This window comes from Synechococcus sp. BIOS-U3-1 (assembly GCF_014279975.1).
Classification (GTDB): Bacteria; Cyanobacteriota; Cyanobacteriia; order PCC-6307; family Cyanobiaceae; genus Synechococcus_C.
This window is the reverse complement of record NZ_CP047936.1, coordinates 1,078,058-1,095,882: the sequence shown is the minus strand read 5'-3', so window position 1 is coordinate 1,095,882 and position 17,825 is coordinate 1,078,058. Positions and strand designations below refer to the sequence as shown.

The following is a 17,825-nucleotide window of genomic DNA, read 5'->3' as shown; positions in this document are numbered from 1 at the left end:
GAAACTGTTTCGAGAACTCAGCGAGCTGGAAGCAAGCGAGCCAAACGAGACAGTCCATCAGCGATCGTCTCACGCGAAACAGCACAGGACAAACGCACGCAGCGGTCGTCGCCAAAGGCTCCTCCAGGGACGATGGCCAGACCCTCCTCCTCCAAAGCTCTCTGGCAAAAGCTCACCGAATCACCGCACGCCTCTGGGAGCTGTGGAAAGGCATAGAAAGCCCCTTTAGGAGGGAAAAGTGTGATGCCGGGCAGGGCCTGAAGGCCCTGAACCAGAAGGGTTCGGCGCTTGTTGTAGCTTTCCGCCATCTCTTTCACACAGTCCCTGGACCCCTCGATTGCTGCGATAGCGCCGCGCTGCGCAAAGCTGCACACATTGCTGGTGCTTTGGCTCTGAAGAGCCGAGGCAGCTTTGATCACTGAGCCGGGGCCACTGAGATAGCCAAGGCGCCATCCAGTCATCGCCCAACCCTTGGCGAAGCCATTCACCAAGAAACATCGATCTCTGAGATCAGGTGCTATAGCCGCGAAACTGTGATGCTCGATATCGTCATCCAAGAGATATTCATAGATTTCATCCGTCATCACCAGCAAACGCGGATGACGCCGCACCAGCTCGGCAAGTTGTTGCAACTCATCAAGACTCAGGACACGGCCAGTTGGGTTTCCTGGTGAATTAATCACCAACAAGCGGGTGGCTGGCGTAATCGCTGCCTCGAGGGCCTGAACATCCAGGCAGAAACCATTCAAGGCCGATGACGGGACTGATATCGGTCGAGCACCCGCCAGGCGAGCGATCTCGGGATAACTCAGCCAGTAAGGCGCAGGAATTAACACCTCATCGCCAGGGTTGAGCAACACCTGGAACAAGTTAAAAATGGCCTGTTTGCCGCCGTTGGTCACCAGTACTTCATCTGCCGTTGTAGGTAGACCGTTCTCATTGGTGATCTTGTTAGCGATCGCCTGCCTCAGAGCAGGGTCCCCAGCAGAAGGCCCATAACGAGTGATCCCATCACGAAGCGCCTGGATTGAGGCTTCGACAATGAATGGGGGTGTATCGAAATCGGGTTCCCCAGCACTAAGGCTGCAGATATCGCGACCCTCCTGCTGCAAAGCTTTGGCCCTTGCACTGATCGCCAGGGTGAGAGAAGGCTGGAGGGCTTCAGCCCGGCTTGAAAGGGATGGCGGGCGTGACATCGGAGCGGCACCCCTCCAGTGGATGCGCAATTAGAAGCTTGATCATCCTGCCTGATGTGGTGTCAAAAACAACAGAGAAGACGAGTTGTCAAAACAACCAAGAAACAGATCACACAGCCAGCCTCGAGACCAGGGATCATGTCGAGATGAACGGTGACGATCTTGCTCTGAGCTGGGTGTTGGCTTCACGTCGGCCCGAGCAGCTGGCCAAGTTCTACGCGGATCTTCTGGGCACCAAACCCAAACCTGGCGTGGCCTCCCATCACTGGATTGTTCCTCTGCAGGCACAGGGATGCCTGCAGATCTACACACCCTCACGCAACCGTCCATGGCCTGCCTCAGGGTCGGCTCTGGCGCCATGTCTGCAACGGCGTGCCAAAGAGGACCCTCTGCTGGAGCTCCAGGCTTGGCATCAGCATGTGATCCAGCTCGGAGGCATGAGCACGGAAGCGCCAAGGTTGGAAGCCTTCGGCGCGGAATGCTGGCTGGAGGATCCAGAGGGCCAGAAATTCCTGCTGCTGATGCTCAAACCTGAATCAACTGAAACGACGATTTGATGACATCAGCTCCGCCGAATGAGCTCAAACATCTTCAGCAGAGCCCTCAGGTGGTGGTTGGACGTGGCAATCCGAATGCCCGCTTGATGCTGATCGGTGAAGCACCCGGAGCTGAAGAGGACGCCCGTGGTTTGCCGTTCGTGGGTCGCTCGGGACAGCTGCTCAGTGAACTGATGTTCGAAGCAGGCCTGGACGAACAGAACGAGCTCTACATCTGCAATGTGATGAAGTGCAGGCCACCTCACAATCGCAAACCCACAGCCAAGGAGATCGACATTTCCAGACCATGGCTGAAGCAACAGATCGATCTGATTGATCCGGCGCTTGTCTTGCTTTCAGGAGCCACAGCCCTGCAGGCAATCCTTGGCGTCCGAAGCGGCATTAGCAAGCTGAGGGGCCAATGGCAGAACCATGACGGCCGCAACTTCATGCCGATATTTCATCCCTCATACCTGTTGCGCTTCCGCTCACGCGAGGCTGGAGCACCTCAGGATCTAACCATGCAGGATCTGCGAGAAGTCCGATGCAGACTCGATCTGCTGTAGGGGCTCTCAGCTCTCCAGCCTGATCAGGATCGTCCCCCCTTGAGCGCCAAAAGTGGCATGACTGGGACAAACCCAAGTCAGTGCGCTGACGTCTATGCCAAGGTTTGGCTCAGAACCCGTCCGATCCATGACCGGCACCTTGACCAGTGCTCCTGAAAGCAGCAGTGAAGTGGCCATCAATCCCCGTTACGACACGGTGATTCGCAGGCGCAGCACGCGGACGGTCATGGTCGGCGAAGTCCCCATCGGCAGTGAGCACCCGGTTGCCGTTCAGTCGATGATCAACGAGGACACCCTCGACATCGAAGGATCCGTTGCAGGCATCCAACGACTGGTTGATGTTGGCTGCGAGATCGTGCGGGTGACTACACCCACGCTGGCTCACGCCAAGGCCATGGGCCAGATCCGTACGGCTTTGCGCGCCCAGGGATGCAATGTTCCACTTGTGGCAGATGTTCACCACAACGGCATTCGGATCGCACTGGAAGTGGTCAAACACGTGGACAAGGTGCGGATCAATCCCGGTCTGTTCGTATTTGACAAACCTGACCCCAATCGTCAGGACTTCAGTCAGGAAGAATTTGATGCCATTGGTGAGCGCATCAAGGACAAATTCTCACCACTGGTCGAAGCACTCAAGAAGGAGAACAAAGCCCTGCGGATCGGGGTGAATCACGGCTCCCTGGCCGAGCGCATGCTGTTCACCTACGGCGACACTCCCGAGGGAATGGTGGCGTCGGCCATGGAATTTGTGCGGATCTGTGACGACCTTGATTTCCACAACATCGTGATTTCGATGAAGGCATCCAGAGCCCCTGTGATGCTTGCTGCCTATCGAATGATGGCCGACACACTCGACAACGCAGGATTTAATTTCCCCTTGCATCTTGGAGTCACCGAAGCCGGTGATGGGGATTACGGCCGAATCAAGAGCACTGCAGGAATCGCAACCCTGCTCTCCGAGGGTCTTGGAGACACGATCCGAGTCTCGTTGACTGAATCACCTGAGAAGGAAATACCTGTCTGCTACTCGATTCTTCAGGCCATTGGCTTACGCAAAACCATGGTCGAATACGTGGCCTGCCCGAGCTGCGGTCGCACTTTGTTTAATCTCGAAGAAGTGCTGAATCAGGTGAGAAATGCAACCTGTCATCTGTCTGGTCTGGACATCGCCGTGATGGGATGCATCGTCAACGGTCCAGGTGAGATGGCAGATGCTGACTACGGTTATGTCGGTAAAGGTCCTGGCACGATCGCGCTTTATCGAGGTCGTGAAGAGATCCGCAAAGTACCGGAAGCCGATGGTGTTCAAGCTTTGATTCAGCTGATTAAAGACGACGGACGCTGGGTAGATCCGGATCAGCTCGTTAATCTGAAGGAAGGGTCCTGAAGGACATTAATGATTACCAAAAGTCCTCGATCGCCTCGTGCACATCACAGAGGTGTGCTGCTGCTACTAGGAGCAGGTGGGTTGACTGCAGCCATTGCAGTAGCGGCACCAGGCCTTGGACTACCTAGTACCAATTCTTCCTCGATCACCAACAGTCCCAAGGAGGTCATCGATCAGGTCTGGCAGATCGTTTACAGGGATTTTCTGGACACATCAGGACAGTATTCACCCGAAACATGGACCAGCCTGAGGAGAGATCTGCTGGCCAAAAGCTATGCAGGCACTGAAGAGTCATATGAAGCGATCCGAGGCATGCTCGCCAGCCTCGATGATCCCTACACACGCTTCTTAGATCCAAAAGAGTTCAAGGAGTTGCAGATCGACACCTCCGGAGAGCTGACGGGGGTTGGCATCCAGATCACGCTCGACAAAGACACCAAAGAAATTCTTGTGGTGTCCCCGATCGAAGGCACCCCTGCGTCCAGGGCTGGTGTGCAACCCAAGGATGTGATCGTCTCGATCGACGGCAAGTCCACAAAGGGAATGACCACTGAAGATGCTGTCAAGTTGATTCGAGGGCAGGAAGGCAGCCAGGTAACCCTCGGTCTACGACGGAAAGGGACGGTGGTCACGGTGCCTCTCAAGAGAGCACGAATCGAAATTCATGCGGTTGAAAGTCGGCTCAACACAGCAGCAGACGGCAAAAAAGTCGGCTACATCCGTCTTAAACAATTCAATGCCAATGCCTCACGGGAGATGCGGGCCGCTATCCGTGAGCTCGAAAAGGAGGGCGCGCAAGGCTACGTGCTCGATCTGCGCACCAATCCGGGTGGGCTTCTGGAAGCCAGCATCGACATTGCCAGGCAATGGCTGGATGAAGGCACCATCGTCAGCACCAAGACCCGAGACGGCATTCAGGATGTTCGACGCGCCACAGGCAGTGCGCTGACCAACAGTCCGGTGGTGGTACTGGTGAATGAAGGTTCAGCCAGCGCCAGCGAAATTCTCTCCGGTGCACTCCAGGACAACAAGCGAGCCGTTCTGGTTGGTCAGAAAACCTTTGGGAAGGGATTGGTCCAGTCCGTCCGTGGCCTCTCGGATGGATCGGGGTTGACGGTCACCATTGCCAAGTACCTCACCCCCAAAGGCACTGATATCCACAAAAACGGCATCCGCCCTGACGTGGACGTGAAGTTAAGCGATCAGGAGATCCAATCGCTCACCGTCGAGCAGCTTGGTACAGGCAAAGACAGTCAGTACCGGGCGGCAGAATCCACCTTGATCAAAGCGCTGCGATCGCCACAACGCGGTCAGGTTTACCAACCGGGGTCCGCAAACCTGCGCTCAGCCCTTCAGCGGTAGGGAAACAATCCAAATCCCTCACGTTCACTGCGGCTGCTATAGCCAGCTGGATTTTGATTCACTGGGACTGTTGCCATCGGTGGAATGGAAACACGGCTGTTTTGAATTCTGCGAACCATGCTTCTGCAGCCTCCAGCTGCATTGATCGCTCCGTCCACAGCAGCCAGCTCAATGCGTTGTGCCCATCGCAATTCCCATCCCCAAACATGCCCTTGGCGGTTAAGAAGATCTACAGCCTGTGCGCGGCTTAGCTGTCGTTCTCGCATCAAGCATGTGGCCGTGGCCAATGACGCAAGCTGCAGAGATGAGCTTCGCCCTGGCATCGATACCGAGGGGTAACGGGGCATCGGCTGGGACACGGGCAGGACGGAGCGCCCTCGTCCTGCTGGAAAACCTCCAATCGGAAGCCCCACCATCGGAATATCCCCCATCGGCATGGAGCCATTGCCAACGAACGGACCGAGCGCAGCCAGCGCTAGTTGCATCATTAATGAATTCATGATTAATCCCTATGAATGTTTTGGTGAACAAGTCGTGATGGGTAGCGTTCAGCTAAGAAAGAGCCTCAACTCCGCAGTAGCGATCGAACAGCTGCAGAACATCGCGGGGAGGCAGCTTGGCGGTGTACCTGGCTTCAAGTTCAGCCAACTGCTGCTGACGGGGATACACACGAATCGAACGCACCTCTGCTGGATGGCTGCGCGCAAGGGCTGAATACATGGCGCGATGGTGCTTCTGGTTCGAAATTGGGCCTCCAGCGCAGCGCTGCATGCGATGGGTCGCCTCGTGAGCAAGGGTGTCCCAGACCTGGTCTGGGGACCTGTGCGATCGACAGACCACAAGGGTGTCGCTGCTTGGGTGATAAAGACCCTGGAGCCCTCGCTGAGAGCAGTCTTTTTGAACTACGCGCACACCAGCCTGCAAGAGCTTATTGCGAAGAACATCAATGGCTTCCCAGGACACCGCCTGCGCCGGAATGGCAGCGAGAAATGACAGGCAGAAGACTGGAAGCCAACACCACTGACATCGAAGCAACGTTCGGTTCAAATGTCGTGAACAACGTGGGACTGTTCCAAGCTCTTACGTAGACACAAAAAAACCATCACCCAAACGAGTGATGGTTATGAGGGAATATGACTAACCCTGAAATTGAGCTTCTCTAATGTCAGGCCACAGGCTGCATTAACCCGCCACCAGGAGATGAATCATCGTCATCATTGTTTTGTGAATCGTCTTGCCATAGGGCATAAATCCCAAGAGCTGCCGCTCCGATCAAGCTCGAAAGCAGACCCATTGAACCCATGCTGCTAATCGGATCGATGAATTCGCCCACGTGGTCCATTTATCTTTTGCCAGTGTAACGAAGAATTGCGCATTGTGTCGGAACTTTCTCATCTTTACCCTGAGAGCAGGCTCAAGGGCAAGTGTTAAACACTGAGAACGGCCTCGTTACGGGCGGCTTGCTGCTTTTCACGCTCATCGGACGTCAGTCCATCGGCATCAGGAATCTGAGCTGCCATCTGCTCAAGCCAGTTCTTAATTTCCTCAAGCTGCTTCTCCATGGGCAACACGCCTAAACCTCTGGCCATCACCTTGGCCGTTGCACCAGACCCTGCCTGATAGACAAGTCGGCCATGCAGATGCTGCGGCAAACCCTGGCGTAACAATCGGAAAGCAGGCTCTTCCATCGGTGTTTCTAAAGCGATGTTCGGCTTCTCAGGACGGATACGTGAAAAACCGCAGCGTTTGGCAAGCAGCTTCAGATCCATTAGCTGCAGCAGCGACTGAACCGGACCGGGCAGAGCGCCGTAGCGATCAGCCCAAATCGCTGCAAGTTCAACTAGTGACTCGCTTGTGACACATTCTGCCGCCGATCGATAGGCCGCCATCTTCTCGTCGGCATCGGTGATCCAGTCAGCAGGAATGAACGCGGTGACCTGCAGATCCACCTGGGTATCGTCGACGGCAGGGATGTCCTGGCCCTGAATCTCGGCAAGGGATTCCTGGAGCATCTCCATATAAAGATCGAAGCCGATGGCTTCCATCTGCCCGCTTTGCTGAACGCCCAATAGGTTTCCAACCCCACGGATCTCCATATCCCGCATCGCAAGCTGGTAACCACTGCCCAGCTGAGCAAATTCCTGAATCGCCCTAAGTCGCTGGCGTGCCGCTTCACTGAGAGAGGCATTACCCGGATAAAACAGCCAGGCATGGGCCTGGATGCCACTGCGGCCGACACGTCCACGCAGCTGATAAAGCTGCGCCAATCCGAATCGATGTGCATCTTCGATCAGGATTGTGTTGACTCGGGGAATGTCGAGTCCGCTTTCCACAATCGTGGTGCAGAGCATCACATCAGCTTCACCGCCATTGAAAGCCACCATGGCGCTTTCCAGCTCTCCCTCTGCCATCTGACCATGCGCCACCAGCAGTCGGAGACCGGGAAGCATCTGACGCAGCTGACTTGCAACATCTTCAATACCCTCAACCCTCGGGACGACGTAGAAGACCTGGCCACCGCGATCGAGCTCCTGACGGATGGCACTGCGAACCGCCTCTTCATCAAGGGCGGCGAGATGTGTTTTGATCGGTCGACGCAACGGAGGTGGCGTAGTGATCAGGCTCATCTCCCGCACTCCTGACAAGCTCATGTAGAGCGTGCGCGGAATTGGCGTCGCCGAGAGGGTAAGCACGTCGACGTCTTTGCGCAGCGCTTTGATCTTTTCCTTCTGGTTGACACCGAAGCGCTGTTCCTCATCCACCACCAGCAGACCGAGCTTGTCGAACACCGTGCTCTTGCTCAGCAGCTGATGCGTTCCCACAACAGCATCGATTGTTCCTTGTTTGAGACCTTCAAGGATCGATTTCCGCTCGCTAGTGGTTCGGAAGCGATTGAGGAGAGCCACCTTGATGGGATAAGGCGCAAAACGCTCTGAAAGCGTTCGCCAATGCTGTTGCGCAAGCACTGTTGTGGGAGCCAACATCGCGACCTGCTTGCCGGCAGTGATCGCCTTAAAAATGGCCCGAATCGCCACCTCTGTTTTACCGAAGCCAACATCCCCGCAAACCAGGCGATCCATCGGTTGCGACTTTTCCATATCGCGCTTGACATCGGCTGTGGCCTTGAGCTGATCCGGAGTCGGTTCATAAGGGAATGACTCCTCCAGCTCGTTCTGCCAAGGACCATCGATAGGAAACGAGAATCCAGGCGCCTGATGTCGCTCGGCGTAAAGCTTCACCAGGTCGAGCGCCACCTTGCGCAAGGCCTTTCCGGCACGTTCCTTGGCCTTGACCCAGGCCGATCCACCCATCTTGCTGAGCTGGGGGGGAGCATCACTGTTGGCGCGATAGCGACCGAGGCTGCCCAGCTGGTCTGCCGCCACCCGCAGGATGCCGTCGGCGTACTGCACCACTAGGTAGTCACGTACTTCGCCGCTGATCGCCAACTTTTCCAACTTTTGGAAACGACCGATGCCGTGATTGCGATGCACCACGAAATCCCCGGGCTGCATCTTGTTGGGATCCACCGTGCGACTTGCCGCCTTGCGGCGGCGGCGGACATAGCCGCTGCTGGTAAGCGTCTGCTGCCCGAAAAACTCACGGTCAGTGATTAGAACGACTCGCCAAGCAGGTAGCTGTAAACCCTCGAGATCAGCTGTTCCGCGGGTCTTCAGAGCTACAGGTGTTCCCTGTTCAATCAGACGCTCAATCGCTGGCGCATCTGCAGCATTGGGAACGAAGCGACTGATGCAGTCATGCTCTTCCAGCAACGCAACAGCTCGGCTGGGCTGGGCAGAGAGCAGCCACACGACTTGCTTCTCCTTGTTGTAGCTCTTGATCAGTTCACCGAGTTTCCCAAACTGATTGGGATAGGCCGGGACAGGACGACTGTTGAGATCAAAGGCGTTGGCATGGGCATCACTTTCCTGCAGCTCGGCCAAGTCAAAACCGGGAAAAGCTTCTGCCAGTCGCATCGCCTCCTCGATGTCGCGATGAAGGATGGGTAACGGCAACGCCAGTTCGTCGTGATGCTCCCTGGCATGATCGAGCCACTGGTCTCCATGGGAGCGGCCATGACGTCGTTCATCAATCGCCACACAGCTATCAGCCGGGAGATAGTCGAGTAATGAGGCTGGCTGCTGCCAAGCCAGACCAAGCAAGCGGCGCATGCCCTCGGGAGTCCCTCCCTCCAGCAATTCAGCAAGGCATTCCTCGCTGAGAAGCTGGTCCAGACCATCCGGCATGGCATCGCGCAACTGTTCAGCGATCAAGGGACTGAATCCGGTCGGCGTCAGTCGCAGGCTTTCAATCGGATCAAGAGATCGCTGGCTAGCTGGATCGAATTCACGCAGCTTGTCGAGCTCATCGCCGAAGAACTCCAGCCGCACTGGCAGCTCACTGCTGACAGGGAAGACATCAACGATGTCGCCACGGCGGCTCCAGGTCCCTTCCTGATCAATGGTCGAAACCCGCTCGTAACCCAGCTGGGCCAAGCTTGTGGCTAACTCTTCAAGATCAACACTGTCCCCTTTACGGAGGGTTTGGCATCGATCAGACAAGGCTTGAGGCGGAGGCAGATGCGGTTGAAGACAACGCTCCGTGGCCACAATCGCCAGATCGCGGCTCTGTTGATCCAGCTGCAATTCACTGAGCACCTGAAGCTGACCCCAGGTGATTTCACTAGTGGGATCAAACGGTTCATAAGGCGAACCCTCACTGGTGGGATACAGCTGGGCACTGCGCCAGCCCATCAGTTCCAAAAGAGCCGTCCAGCGACCGGCTTCCTCGAGGGTTGGCACGACCACAAGCAGAGGGCGGTCCTGATGTCGCGCCAGGGCACTGGCCACCAGAGCTCTGGCTCCACGACCGCCCCCGCGGAGCAGGAGCCGGTCGGATCGATCAATGCGTTCGCCAAGCTCGCTGGTCAGCGCTGAGGACTGCAACAGGCGCACCAGGGAGCTGAGAGGCATGGCAGGACCACAGATGGCAACACATGATTCTGTCAAGATCTAGGCCCTCACTGCAATGTGCTACTAGCTTTGACTTGTCTTTGACCGAATCCATTGCCTTTGCCTGTCCCAAAGCTGACCTAGTGGCCAAAGCAGACCTAGTGGAGGCATTGGGTTGAGGGAAGAAAGTTGACAGGGACTAACGCACTCACCTGCTCTTCACCAAAACCCTTCCAAATGCTGACCAGAGGATGACCAGATCCTCAAACAATCAGCAGCGATGGTGTACGCATGAGAGAAATAAATGCCTCTCTTTCACACACCAAACAAAGAACAATCCAATGAAAACTTCATTCATCTCTGAGAACACCGATCAAGAGCTTTCGATTCAAGAACTCGCTGTTGCTACAGGTGGCATCGCCCACACAAGCCCAGTGATGAAAGAGATTGGCAGGGAGATCGGCAAAGGCCTGAAAAACGTTGGGGAGAGATTTTGGAAACAGGTGCAAGACCACTATGCAAAAAAAAGTCCTCTGTACTGAAGTGATTCAAAACGAGTAAACGCTACCCCTGCTAACGCAGGGGCTTTTGATTGCCCATTGCCCTTTTTTGCTACTTATCAGCCTCTCGTAGTGTCGTCTCTGGTGGATGGTTGCAGGACTGAATGATGTACCAGGGCTCGTGCTTGACCGCATCGACAATCTCATCGAATTTACCGTGATTTGACTCGGTGCAGATGTGAAATTCAGCCACGGGAGGCAACTCTGAGAATCTTGGACCCCTGCTCTTTGGCTTCAATGACGCCAATACCAACGAACTGTACTTTTGGGCTGACTGCTCAACCTTCTGCCGATTCACGAAGATCCCGAAAGAGAAATTTGATGCGCCACAAACATTCTGTTGCTTGCTTGTAAACCCTTATGTGACCACCACTAGCTGCAGCCAATTGGGTTCGTCCAAAGCTTAAATATAAAACTGACAGCACAAGCTCTTGAAGAAACAATCAGACCACAAATCCCAAACTTCTTAAGAAAAAATGCATTACCTACACCAATAACTGGGTTTTGCTAGGACAAGTAATAGCGATTTTCAATTTTGCGCAAATGGCTTATTTAGATCTGCGAAACATAGCTGACGATTACGTCGTCGGGTCTACTGCAGAACAAATGCAAGCCGCTGCAGGAGATGACTGGATTGAAGGCTCTACAGTTAACGGCTCTTTGTGGGCGAGATGCATGGGAGGGAATGACACAATAAGACTAAGTTCTGGGTTGAATAATTTTGCCAATGGCAACAATGGCAATGACGACATCCATCTACTTGCATCGCCTACTGGATACTCCGATGGGAATATCCTTGGGGGAGCTGACAACGATGTAATCACTATCCACCAAGGAGCGACTTGGGGTGTAGGTGCAGGAAAGATCATCAATGGCAACAGAGGAAACGACGTTTTGCATAATTATGGAACTTGCTATCAACTTCGCGGGGGCTCAGAAAACGACACAATCATCAATTACGGTGGATCAGCTAATGTATGGGGAGACAAAGGGGCAGATACTTTTGTGCCCTGGGCACTAGATTTGAACGGAAACTGGGGAAGTCATATGACCATCATGGATTTCAATCCTTACCAAGGCGACATTTTAGACCTCAGCAAACTTGGAGCGTATGAAAAATCGAACTACGATTCAAACGGCGATGGACTAATCGACACCGCATTTAGCAGTGTTGGCGGCCCACTGGCATGCCTGGTATACAGCGTCACCTTGTAGCATTAACGTTGCCAAGTCAATGTGACCTGATGTTTATATAGGCGTCATTACTCATACAATTAATTGATCACTACTTCGTGCATCACACCGCGCTCTTTAGTAATGCCTCGGTTCCGCTGCCCTGATTGCTGCTGCGGTCCTGCGGTCGTACTGCACCCTCCAAAAGGGGCCCTGCCTGTGTGCTCCCGTTGCGGCACCGTGATGGAACGGCAGCCGCTGGTTAAGCCCATTCCACTGGCTGTTTTTCTGGCCGTCAGCACAGCCCTTGCGGGACTCTCCATACCAGCGCTGATGGGACCGCCACCTGCACCCAGACCTCCGAAATCAGAAACCCTCGCTTAAGGCATCCCTGCGCAGCTGAACGAATCCAGACCAAGCATTGTCATGAGCAAATTGAACATGAACCGAACAAGCCGACTAGAGCGCAGATTTGAAGCGCTGATCTGGAAGTTCCGGCTGGTCACCCTGATCCCCGTGGTGATGAGTCTGCTGGGGAGCATCAGCTGTTTTGTCATCGGGACCTACGCCGAAATCAGCGTTTTAAAAAAGGTCTTCCGGGGGGACTTCACGCATGACAACAGCACGCTGCTGATCGGGAAGGTGGTGGGAGGCATCGATTACTACTTAATCGGCATCGCCCTGCTGATTTTCGGCTACGGCATCTACGAATTGGTGATCTCCGATATCGATCCGCGGCAGGCCGATGAATCATCTTCACGGCACAACCTGCTGAACATCGAAGATCTCGATGGGCTAAAGCAGAAGCTCACCAAAGTGATCATCGTCGCCCTGATCGTGACAGCCTTCAAAGTGATGGTGAGCTTTGAGGTGACCTCGATCACTGAGTTGATTCAGTACTGCGCAGGTGTGCTGATGTTGGCGTTCAGCTCCTACCTGATCGGGCGCACCGGCAAACACTGATGACGTGCCCAGGCCTCCCCCTTGAGGATGAATCCGTTCATCCCCAGGAGTGATGTAAGCCAACCATGACTCGGCGGACTGTGAAGGGGTTCCTGCCTGATGTCACACATGACTACCAGCATTCAACCGGCGGTAATTCAACGACGACTTGCACGTCAACGACGCCATGAACGCCGCCGCTCGATCCCTGACCACATCCTGCAGCGCAATGACGCTGTACTGATGCACCTCGGATTAGCGCATCTCGCCGCCAACCGTCTGCTGCGAAACGGCTCTGGTGAACGCGACGATCTGGTGCAAGAAGGCCGCTATGGGCTGATCAGAGCTGTTGAATGTTTTGAAGCCAGTCGCGGCCACCGCATCAGCAGTTACGCGATGCCGCGGATTACCGGCCAAATCAGGCATTACCGCAGAGACCGGCTGCAAACGATGCGCATTCCTTGGCGACTGAGTGACAACAAGCGCCAATGCAGTCAATAAACCACAATCCTTTGGAGGCGCGGTTTCACGCAAAAGCGAGAGCAGTGCTCTCTATCTCGCAATCGGCCTTCATGCTTCTGCAGCAGCTTGCAAACCTTGATGACCGTCTGCTTAGAAGGCAATTTTCAGCCCAGTCGTAGCAAGGGTTTTCGAGGCTATGACTGGGTTTTTAATGCCTGGGGTCGTTTGGGGGTGACCTTGAGATGGACGTTTCTGGATACAGAAGGCGAGCTGTATCCAGTTTTTCTGGGGATCGACCGACTGCCTTTTGAGCAGTCGGTCTTGTGCTTGGTGGGCAGACGGTTTCGCCATCGTGTCCAGATGCCGAACAAGGACCGACCACTGTTGATCGCCATGCACCGAAGAACGCTGACAGCAGCTATTAGCTGCGGAGCAATCTCCGCTCTAGGCAGCGGATGCCTGCCGCAAGCGCTTCAGCAAAAGCTCGAATGCAATGCCGTGAAAGACCAGTTCGAGTGGTCCCAAGAATTGCTTTCGAAAGGGGAAACGACGTTTGGCATTAAGACAGGTGCGTCTGAGGCTGAAATCAAGGAAGACCTCAAATCCAACATTGAGCACTACAGCGCTTTCTGGAAGCAATACAACTGCCCAGGATCACTTACGAATCCAGGCTGAAATCAGGCGGGTAAAAACGGTGTCAGCCCAGTCGGGCACTCACTTCTGAGCGGTTCACCAGAAGCTCACCAGAACATCTTGGGGTCTACACCAGAGCTGTGTAGTGGGGTTCACCAATAGGGCTGTGATCTTGAAGGAGTCGAGGGGGCAACACCCCCACACATCACTCACTCAACTCACTTGAAATCATGTCTGAACTCAACACTGACTACAACAACACTGAACTGCTCGATCAAGAGCTGAGCTTTGATGAACTTCAAGAAATTAATGGGGGTTTAGGTCCTTTTTCACGCCACTATCCCACTAACCCACATATCGACTCATTGTTTCGGGGATTAACGATTGCTAAAGCCGTACAGGAGAACCGCAAATGGTTGATTTGGTAATTCACAGAGCCATTGGTACACCATCGAACCCCGCCAAGTGCGGGGTTTTTTATTGCATTGATCTGTGGGGTACACCTAGGCTCACAGCACAGCAGAGCACTAAACGAATGTCACGCAGGACTACTGCCATTGCTGCAGCACTGTCTGTGCTTGCTCTTGGGTCGCCGTCGGATGTCGTTCGTGCGAACCCTTTATTTAATCAATATATTCATCAAGGAGTTGAAAGTTACAACTCAGGAAATTACCGAGGAGCACTCACTGCTTACACGAAGGCGATAGAAATTAATCCTCTAAGTGCTGAACTCTACAACTACCGTGGAGATGCAAAGAGAAATTTACAAGATTTCCAAGGAGCAATTGCTGATTACACGAGGGCAATTAAGATCAATCCTGATTTTGCCAATGCCTTCCTTAATCGTGGTGTTTCCAAGTATGATTCAAAAGATTATCAAGGAGCAATTGCTGATTACACCAAGGCAATAGAGATTAATCCTCAGTATGCCGCTGCCTACAACAACCGTGGCAATGCCAATACCAATTTAAAAGACTATCAAGCAGCAATTGCTGATTTCGATAAGGCAATAGAGATTAATCCAGAACTTGCCGCTGCCTACAAGAACCGTGGTATCGCTAGAGAAATGGTAAATGATCTTAAAGGTGCATGTGATGATTGGAGAAAAGCAGTAGATCTTGGCGATGAACGCCCTGCTGAATGGGTGAAGAATCAGTGTTAGGGATTGGTTTTCTAATCACACAATGAGGTTCTCCACCTTTCTCAAGAAGTGGAATCCACCTCAATGCAGGAAGTATGTGAGACAGAAGGAGTTGGCGAAAAAGAATTTCATTCCCCTAGACCCTTGAATTCTTCCAGCAGAACTCTGTTGAGTCGGTCATCACATCCAACAACCAGTTGCGGGTAAATCGTGCCTTGCAAATAAGGTCGATAGGCAGCAGAGCAGACCTTCATGGTTGCCTCTTGCCATTGCCTCAGGGTCTCTGGTGAGAGTTTCTTCTCAAGTGCTGCTTTGGACTCATCCAAACTCTTGGAGGCGCACCACCTCATCTCAACGGTGTTGTTCCCTGGGCACTTGATGTTGGGTTGCTCTGCCTTCGCTGGCATCAGCGGCAGCAACATCAGCAGCAGAAGTTCTCTCATTTTTTCTAGAATTTGCTCAAGGACAGCATGGTGTCATCTGTCTTGGAATGCTTTGTTTGCTGCTTTTATCTATGTCTCTACGGTTGTGGTGTGAGAGGGAGATCGATCAGGTGTGGTTACCTGCGTCGATGGGTGGGGTCACGCTCACTGCCTCTCTCACACCTATTTGCTCATATCATCCATTACTGATTTCATACACCACATTTGTGGGTTGAAAATAAATTGTTCGTTTCTCAAGGGTTTAATAAATGGAACGAAGAAGTAATACTTGAATTCGCAACTCGCTGTTCTGCAAACCACTTCACCTCCTCCTTCTCTGCACAAGTAAGCGACTCGTCCATCGTGTCGTCGTATCTCTGTGAAATTGCTCACTGCAGAGAGTGATATCCAACCAGCAATGACTCCTGTTGCAGCAAGTGCCGCCTTATGGGATCTACGGAGAGACATCTGCTTAGGCGCTTACGGTCTCTGCAGGGTAGTCAGAATTTTGCTTTGGAATAATTAATCATGAGGATATTCAAAATTATTTTCAGAACGCCCAATTAAGCGTTAAGAGGATTGTGTTTGTAGATATATCTCTTGTTGCAGAGCCAACTAGCGTGCCTTCAAAACCGAGATCGCTAGACCCCTCTGCCGGATTCTTGTATGGCGAAGCAATATTCAACTCTGCAACATTTGGCTTTGAGTAGGTGTAATTCAAATCAAGAAACAGAGAGTCGTTTAAAAAGTATGTAACACCAGCTGACAAAGCAACCCCAAAACCAAGTCTTGAATCTGAAAAATTTTGAGCTTCTCCTGATATGTCAGTTTCAACTCCGTTCAAAAGTGCGTAGCCTACGACATCATCAACATTGACTTGAACGTCAGTCAATCCCAAGCCAGCCCCTGCATAGAAGTAACCTTTAGAATGTTTTCTGCCTATAAAAGGCATAAATGTAAATTGATTTTTAGCGTCTATGCTGTAGGTGTTGTATGAAGTACCATCAAAGCTATTAGTGCTTTGGTCAGTTGAAGTTCCATACTGAGGAATTGCAAGAACCTCTCTATTGCTGTATGAATTTAAGAATGAATAAGTAGCTTTTGCGCCGTATATCCAAAACGAATCCTTATATCTTGAATAGAAGCCAATCTGACCAGCGGGTGCCAAGCTTTTTGATGCAGGGAAAGTTGGGTCTGGCATTGCAGGGCCATCAGCACCACCAATCGCCACCAACTCATCATTTTTATAGATTCTAGATAGTCCTAAATTGTATAGATATTGAGTGTCGTAGCTCACAATAGATGTTCCCAATCCAATCCCTAGAAAAATACTGGTCTCAGGAAATGACCATTCCTCAGAGGATGGGGATTGAGGTGATTTCTGAATTTCATGGACCTCTTCCGCCGAAACTGATGTAGAGCAAATTGCCACCATTGAACCAACTAGGCCGAGCGAGAACTGACGAAACATTGATGAGGAGCATGCCGCCCCATGATGCCGTCTCATTCAAGGTTGTGCTAGTTAAAGCCCATCTCAGCCTTACGACTTGGGCTGGCAACGCTATCAACCGCCTGTCTTCTGCATCGTTTCCCATTACTCAATGGCGTTGTACCTGAGCATCCGCCTGATGACTGGCTGACCACCACCCCGCAGCGGTCTCATCTCAACCACCACCCACTGAGCATGAGCTGTTGGATTGGCATTAGTGAAGCTGCGCGCCTTTGCGGCTGGGCTTCATGACGACTAGAGCCGCAATATCATTAATTCTTCTTGAGTTGTTCAATTATTTCCCTGCTTTCTATCCTCACGCCTTCAACGCCCATACGTTCGCATTCCATCTTTGCGCTCTCCGCTGCAAGTCGAGAAACCCCATTGCGAGCCCAAAGCAGATTTCTTCTTATGTGCATATTGAGGCTAAACACATCGTACTCTTCGAGAACAATTGCTCCACACATTTCATTAATTGCACTCTTTTCTTGCATATAAATACAGAGATCCATGTCATCTTTGCAAAGCTGCCACCATCTCTGCTGCATTTCATCAATCGTTTGAGAACGCATCGATGGCATAGCAATAAATAAAGCGCCAAGGAAAGCAAAGAGTTTCATATTTTTGACTAAATAATATCCTCTTTAATCTAACAGCCTTGCTTCTTCGCTCCCTGCCAAGTGTTCTCCGGCCAACCCACGCCGTTCTTTGGTGGTTGCCGTTCAACTTGTGGGCGTTCCTTGCTTGGCATCCCGACACCATCCTGCATAAATCACGCTTCGCTAGGTGCAATTTTTTTAGTAGCTAAAGCAGCTCGAAGCTCTCGCTGGCCACAGACTCCAACACCTTCAAAGGCTGAAGAGTCTCCAGTCGGTTCTGTGCCTGGGTCAGCATTGCTCTTCCGTGTGGTGCGCAGGCATAAATCAGTGCTGCAGCCTCTAGAGCATGGATCCGAGCCATCGCCGCTGGCTCTGTGCCTTCTGGATCGACGGACTGTCCCTAAC

At 52.8% G+C, this 17,825-nt stretch carries 21 protein-coding genes; 12 read left to right on the top strand and 9 right to left on the bottom strand.

The genetic code is table 11. The features are described 5' to 3' along the window. Nucleotides 1–17: 17 nt before the first annotated feature. Nucleotides 18–1,196, bottom strand: a complete 1,179-nt coding sequence (locus SynBIOSU31_RS05685) for a pyridoxal phosphate-dependent aminotransferase (protein ID WP_186492486.1) — start codon at nucleotides 1,194–1,196, stop codon at nucleotides 18–20. 146 nt (nucleotides 1,197–1,342) lie between these two features. On the opposite strand from SynBIOSU31_RS05685, the gene SynBIOSU31_RS05680 reads away from it, so the two are divergent. The 4 genes from SynBIOSU31_RS05680 to SynBIOSU31_RS05665 all read left to right on the top strand — a co-directional run bounded on the left by SynBIOSU31_RS05680 (nucleotide 1,343) and on the right by SynBIOSU31_RS05665 (nucleotide 5,050). Beyond that, complete coding sequence (locus SynBIOSU31_RS05680) at nucleotides 1,343–1,753, top strand: VOC family protein (protein WP_186492485.1); 411 nt, start codon at nucleotides 1,343–1,345, stop codon at nucleotides 1,751–1,753. After that, on the top strand, nucleotides 1,753–2,298 hold the full coding sequence (locus tag SynBIOSU31_RS05675) for a uracil-DNA glycosylase (RefSeq protein WP_186492484.1): 546 nt from the start codon (nucleotides 1,753–1,755) through the stop codon (nucleotides 2,296–2,298). The genes SynBIOSU31_RS05680 and SynBIOSU31_RS05675 overlap by 1 nt, the downstream gene beginning before the upstream one ends. 127 nt (nucleotides 2,299–2,425) lie before the next feature. Next, entirely contained in the window at nucleotides 2,426–3,688 is a 1,263-nt protein-coding gene (gene ispG, locus SynBIOSU31_RS05670) for a (E)-4-hydroxy-3-methylbut-2-enyl-diphosphate synthase (protein ID WP_186492483.1), read from the top strand. Nucleotides 3,689–3,697: 9 nt separating this feature from the next. After that, a complete protein-coding gene (locus SynBIOSU31_RS05665; RefSeq protein WP_186492482.1) occupies nucleotides 3,698–5,050 on the top strand; it encodes a S41 family peptidase in 1,353 nt (450 codons plus the stop codon). On the opposite strand, the gene SynBIOSU31_RS05660 is transcribed toward SynBIOSU31_RS05665, so the two are convergent. From SynBIOSU31_RS05660 to mfd, 4 genes are all read right to left on the bottom strand, one after another. Then, entirely contained in the window at nucleotides 5,041–5,550 is a 510-nt protein-coding gene (locus SynBIOSU31_RS05660; protein WP_186492481.1) for a hypothetical protein, read from the bottom strand. The two genes, SynBIOSU31_RS05665 and SynBIOSU31_RS05660, sit on opposite strands and share 10 nt — an antisense overlap. 52 nt (nucleotides 5,551–5,602) lie before the next feature. Beyond that, complete coding sequence (locus SynBIOSU31_RS05655) at nucleotides 5,603–6,013, bottom strand: hypothetical protein (RefSeq protein WP_255477384.1); 411 nt, start codon at nucleotides 6,011–6,013, stop codon at nucleotides 5,603–5,605. 202 nt (nucleotides 6,014–6,215) lie between these two features. Continuing rightward, nucleotides 6,216–6,383 (bottom strand): hypothetical protein, encoded by a 168-nt coding sequence (locus SynBIOSU31_RS05650; protein WP_186492479.1) that lies wholly within the window; start codon nucleotides 6,381–6,383, stop codon nucleotides 6,216–6,218. A gap of 94 nt (nucleotides 6,384–6,477) precedes the next feature. Continuing rightward, a complete protein-coding gene (mfd, locus tag SynBIOSU31_RS05645; RefSeq protein ID WP_186492478.1) occupies nucleotides 6,478–10,020 on the bottom strand; it encodes a transcription-repair coupling factor in 3,543 nt (1,180 codons plus the stop codon). 230 nt (nucleotides 10,021–10,250) lie between these two features. On the opposite strand from mfd, the gene SynBIOSU31_RS05640 reads away from it, so the two are divergent. From SynBIOSU31_RS05640 to SynBIOSU31_RS05605, 8 genes are all read left to right on the top strand, one after another. Then, nucleotides 10,251–10,541: a hypothetical protein gene (locus SynBIOSU31_RS05640; RefSeq protein ID WP_186492477.1), complete on the top strand. Its 291-nt coding sequence runs from the start codon at nucleotides 10,251–10,253 to the stop codon at nucleotides 10,539–10,541. A gap of 561 nt (nucleotides 10,542–11,102) precedes the next feature. Further along, the gene (locus SynBIOSU31_RS05635; RefSeq protein ID WP_186492476.1) at nucleotides 11,103–11,774 is read left to right on the top strand and encodes a hypothetical protein; all 672 of its coding nucleotides are present in this window, start codon (nucleotides 11,103–11,105) and stop codon (nucleotides 11,772–11,774) included. Between the two features lie 102 nt (nucleotides 11,775–11,876). Then, nucleotides 11,877–12,116, top strand: a complete 240-nt coding sequence (locus tag SynBIOSU31_RS05630) for a hypothetical protein (protein ID WP_186492475.1) — start codon at nucleotides 11,877–11,879, stop codon at nucleotides 12,114–12,116. A gap of 57 nt (nucleotides 12,117–12,173) precedes the next feature. Continuing rightward, nucleotides 12,174–12,695, top strand: a complete 522-nt coding sequence (locus SynBIOSU31_RS05625) for a YqhA family protein (protein WP_255477383.1) — start codon at nucleotides 12,174–12,176, stop codon at nucleotides 12,693–12,695. A gap of 108 nt (nucleotides 12,696–12,803) precedes the next feature. Beyond that, nucleotides 12,804–13,175, top strand: coding sequence for a sigma factor (locus SynBIOSU31_RS05620; protein ID WP_222930057.1), 372 nt, complete (start codon nucleotides 12,804–12,806; stop codon nucleotides 13,173–13,175). Nucleotides 13,176–13,274: 99 nt separating this feature from the next. Beyond that, on the top strand, nucleotides 13,275–13,811 hold the full coding sequence (locus SynBIOSU31_RS05615) for a hypothetical protein (protein WP_186492472.1): 537 nt from the start codon (nucleotides 13,275–13,277) through the stop codon (nucleotides 13,809–13,811). Nucleotides 13,812–13,999: 188 nt separating this feature from the next. Next, nucleotides 14,000–14,197, top strand: a complete 198-nt coding sequence (locus tag SynBIOSU31_RS05610) for a hypothetical protein (protein WP_186492471.1) — start codon at nucleotides 14,000–14,002, stop codon at nucleotides 14,195–14,197. A gap of 107 nt (nucleotides 14,198–14,304) precedes the next feature. Beyond that, nucleotides 14,305–14,931, top strand: a complete 627-nt coding sequence (locus SynBIOSU31_RS05605) for a tetratricopeptide repeat protein (RefSeq protein WP_186492470.1) — start codon at nucleotides 14,305–14,307, stop codon at nucleotides 14,929–14,931. Between the two features lie 107 nt (nucleotides 14,932–15,038). Here the strand turns inward: SynBIOSU31_RS05605 and SynBIOSU31_RS05600 are convergent, their stop codons facing one another. The 4 genes from SynBIOSU31_RS05600 to SynBIOSU31_RS05585 form a co-directional block, all read right to left on the bottom strand. After that, nucleotides 15,039–15,353, bottom strand: a complete 315-nt coding sequence (locus SynBIOSU31_RS05600) for a DUF1311 domain-containing protein (RefSeq protein ID WP_186492469.1) — start codon at nucleotides 15,351–15,353, stop codon at nucleotides 15,039–15,041. A 529-nt stretch (nucleotides 15,354–15,882) separates the two neighbouring features. Then, complete coding sequence (locus SynBIOSU31_RS05595) at nucleotides 15,883–16,803, bottom strand: outer membrane protein (RefSeq protein ID WP_186492468.1); 921 nt, start codon at nucleotides 16,801–16,803, stop codon at nucleotides 15,883–15,885. Nucleotides 16,804–17,093: 290 nt separating this feature from the next. After that, nucleotides 17,094–17,441, bottom strand: coding sequence for a hypothetical protein (locus SynBIOSU31_RS05590; protein ID WP_186492467.1), 348 nt, complete (start codon nucleotides 17,439–17,441; stop codon nucleotides 17,094–17,096). A 184-nt stretch (nucleotides 17,442–17,625) separates the two neighbouring features. Next, nucleotides 17,626–17,781 (bottom strand): hypothetical protein, encoded by a 156-nt coding sequence (locus SynBIOSU31_RS05585; protein ID WP_186492466.1) that lies wholly within the window; start codon nucleotides 17,779–17,781, stop codon nucleotides 17,626–17,628. Nucleotides 17,782–17,825: the final 44 nt, after the last annotated feature.

Excerpts from the sequence above, each read along its gene's own strand:
- SynBIOSU31_RS05685 (WP_186492486.1), bottom strand. The coding sequence starts at position 1,196 with ATGTCACGCCCGCCATCCCTTTCAAGCCGGGCTGAAGCCCTCCAGCCT.
- SynBIOSU31_RS05680 (WP_186492485.1), top strand. The coding sequence starts at position 1,343 with ATGAACGGTGACGATCTTGCTCTGAGCTGGGTGTTGGCTTCACGTCGG.
- SynBIOSU31_RS05675 (WP_186492484.1), top strand. The coding sequence starts at position 1,753 with ATGACATCAGCTCCGCCGAATGAGCTCAAACATCTTCAGCAGAGCCCT.
- ispG (WP_186492483.1), top strand. The coding sequence starts at position 2,426 with ATGACCGGCACCTTGACCAGTGCTCCTGAAAGCAGCAGTGAAGTGGCC.
- SynBIOSU31_RS05665 (WP_186492482.1), top strand. The coding sequence starts at position 3,698 with ATGATTACCAAAAGTCCTCGATCGCCTCGTGCACATCACAGAGGTGTG.
- SynBIOSU31_RS05660 (WP_186492481.1), bottom strand. The coding sequence starts at position 5,550 with ATGAATTCATTAATGATGCAACTAGCGCTGGCTGCGCTCGGTCCGTTC.
- mfd (WP_186492478.1), bottom strand. The coding sequence starts at position 10,020 with ATGCCTCTCAGCTCCCTGGTGCGCCTGTTGCAGTCCTCAGCGCTGACC.
- SynBIOSU31_RS05640 (WP_186492477.1), top strand. The coding sequence starts at position 10,251 with ATGACCAGATCCTCAAACAATCAGCAGCGATGGTGTACGCATGAGAGA.
- SynBIOSU31_RS05635 (WP_186492476.1), top strand. The coding sequence starts at position 11,103 with ATGGCTTATTTAGATCTGCGAAACATAGCTGACGATTACGTCGTCGGG.
- SynBIOSU31_RS05630 (WP_186492475.1), top strand. The coding sequence starts at position 11,877 with ATGCCTCGGTTCCGCTGCCCTGATTGCTGCTGCGGTCCTGCGGTCGTA.
- SynBIOSU31_RS05625 (WP_255477383.1), top strand. The coding sequence starts at position 12,174 with ATGAACCGAACAAGCCGACTAGAGCGCAGATTTGAAGCGCTGATCTGG.
- SynBIOSU31_RS05620 (WP_222930057.1), top strand. The coding sequence starts at position 12,804 with ATGACTACCAGCATTCAACCGGCGGTAATTCAACGACGACTTGCACGT.
- SynBIOSU31_RS05615 (WP_186492472.1), top strand. The coding sequence starts at position 13,275 with ATGACCGTCTGCTTAGAAGGCAATTTTCAGCCCAGTCGTAGCAAGGGT.
- SynBIOSU31_RS05610 (WP_186492471.1), top strand. The coding sequence starts at position 14,000 with ATGTCTGAACTCAACACTGACTACAACAACACTGAACTGCTCGATCAA.
- SynBIOSU31_RS05605 (WP_186492470.1), top strand. The coding sequence starts at position 14,305 with ATGTCACGCAGGACTACTGCCATTGCTGCAGCACTGTCTGTGCTTGCT.
- SynBIOSU31_RS05600 (WP_186492469.1), bottom strand. The coding sequence starts at position 15,353 with ATGAGAGAACTTCTGCTGCTGATGTTGCTGCCGCTGATGCCAGCGAAG.
- SynBIOSU31_RS05595 (WP_186492468.1), bottom strand. The coding sequence starts at position 16,803 with ATGTTTCGTCAGTTCTCGCTCGGCCTAGTTGGTTCAATGGTGGCAATT.
- SynBIOSU31_RS05590 (WP_186492467.1), bottom strand. The coding sequence starts at position 17,441 with ATGAAACTCTTTGCTTTCCTTGGCGCTTTATTTATTGCTATGCCATCG.
- SynBIOSU31_RS05585 (WP_186492466.1), bottom strand. The coding sequence starts at position 17,781 with ATGGCTCGGATCCATGCTCTAGAGGCTGCAGCACTGATTTATGCCTGC.